Origin of the sequence: Pseudomonas sp. FSL W5-0299 (genome assembly GCF_005930655.1) — a bacterium.
Taxonomy (GTDB): domain Bacteria; phylum Pseudomonadota; class Gammaproteobacteria; order Pseudomonadales; family Pseudomonadaceae; genus Aquipseudomonas; species Aquipseudomonas mandelii.
Window position 1 is genome coordinate 1 of the sequence record NZ_RXHX01000105.1, and the last position, 692, is coordinate 692.

Sequence of the window (692 nt, forward strand, 5' to 3'; positions counted from 1 at the left end):
GCCAGTGATATGGCTTTGTAAGTAGAAGCGTAATCAGAGAAAGCCCACTGACCGGAGACGGTCAGTGGGCTTTTTTGTGGGGAGTGGTTTTCGAGGGGGTAGATTCATCTGGGCTCACGTCTCGGTGCTTCATCCAAAGCCTGTCTCAACGCATCAAAAATTTTGAACCGCCTTTGGACGCGCTCGCCTAATGATTAGCTTGTGGACGAATCGCACAGGCAATGTGCCAATACCGGCATTTTCCGAGAGGTGGTCAACGTGGCTAAAGACGAGAAGAAAAGCAAAGGTGATGCTTCGAACGCCAGCAAGGATTTGAAAGACAAAAAGTCATCGAAGGCAAAGAAATCAGCTGCGGCCTCGGCTCTTTCGAAATCTTCCGAAAAGAAAGACAAGAAAAAAGATGCCGAACCGAAGAAATCTGCAAAAAAAGCTGATAGCAAGCCAGACAAGGCTAAGAAATCAGACAAGGCAGAAAAGCCTGCGAAAAAGAATAAGTGACCTCTGCGATCTGCTAGGGCGTTGCGCCCTAGCTTCGTCAGGCCGTATTGCGAGCAAGCCTGGCCTACCTCAATACCCGGTTATCGCAGTGCTTCGCGTCGATATTGTCCGGGCGATTTTCCTTGAAAAAGGTAATCATATTTATTGTTACACCCCTCTATCCCCAATAAATATTGCGCGAAACGGCAGGTAAC

The 692-nt window shown here is 48.3% G+C and carries 1 protein-coding gene; it reads left to right on the forward strand.

All coding sequences use genetic code 11. The features are described 5' to 3' along the window. The first annotated feature begins 201 nt into the window (after window positions 1–201). Window positions 202–498 (forward strand): hypothetical protein, encoded by a 297-nt coding sequence (locus FHL16_RS33830; RefSeq protein ID WP_177346275.1) that lies wholly within the window; start codon window positions 202–204, stop codon window positions 496–498. The last annotated feature ends 194 nt before the right edge of the window (window positions 499–692 follow it).